This is a genomic window from Oleiphilus sp. HI0079 (genome assembly GCF_001635105.1).
The window spans coordinates 1-775 of sequence record NZ_LWFT01000811.1 but is presented as its reverse complement, the minus strand read 5'-3'; the positions used below and the strand labels follow the sequence as shown (position 1 = coordinate 775).

The following is a 775-nucleotide window of genomic DNA, read 5'->3' as shown; positions in this document are numbered from 1 at the left end:
TTGAGCTTGTCGATGTTATCCCACTTTGCGGAATCCTTCGGTACCATGATCGAGGGAACATACATGGGCATTAACTTTGGCTTTGATAAAATTCGTTTTATCAGCCCGGTCAAAGTAAACAGCCGAATACGTGCCGTGGCAACGCTTAAATCCATCACGGAGAAGCGCCCCGGCCAGTTCCAATTTCTTACCCATATTAAGGTGGAGATTGAAGGTTCCGAAAAACCAGCACTGCTTGCAGATTGGCTGACCATGCAATTAGTGAAGTAAAGACATGGAATACATATTCCATCAACACGAAAAGATGAAGGTTTAGAAAATGACAATTAATTTCACTGGACAAGTCGCCATCGTAACGGGCGCGGGTAATGGTCTTGGTCGTTCACACGCACTGGAGCTCGCAGCGCGTGGCGCGAAAGTTGTTGTAAATGATCTTGGTGGCGCACGCGATGGTAGCGGCGCATCTTCTGCAGCCGCAGACGAAGTTGTACAAATCATTAAAGAAGCAGGCGGTGAGGCATTTGCACACGGTGCAAACGTAGCAAACTACGCTGAAGTGGAAGATATGGTTAATCAAACCATGGAAAAATGGGGCCGTGTTGACGTGCTGATCAACAACGCAGGCATTTTGCGCGACAAAACCTTCGCAAAAATGGATTTGGCAGATTTCCAACTGGTAGTGGATGTTCACCTTATGGGCAGCGTTAACTGTACCAAAGCCGTGTGGCAGATCATGCGGGATCAGAACTATGGGCGTATCGTCATGACCACATCA

General features: G+C 47.6%; 1 protein-coding gene and 1 pseudogene. Both read left to right on the top strand.

Annotated elements, in window-relative coordinates:
• Positions 1–270: pseudogene (locus A3750_RS15190) on the top strand (MaoC/PaaZ C-terminal domain-containing protein); the annotation flags it as partial.
• A gap of 49 nt (positions 271–319) precedes the next feature.
• On the top strand, positions 320–775 hold a 456-nt coding region (locus A3750_RS15185), incomplete at its 3' end, for an SDR family NAD(P)-dependent oxidoreductase (protein ID WP_156498621.1).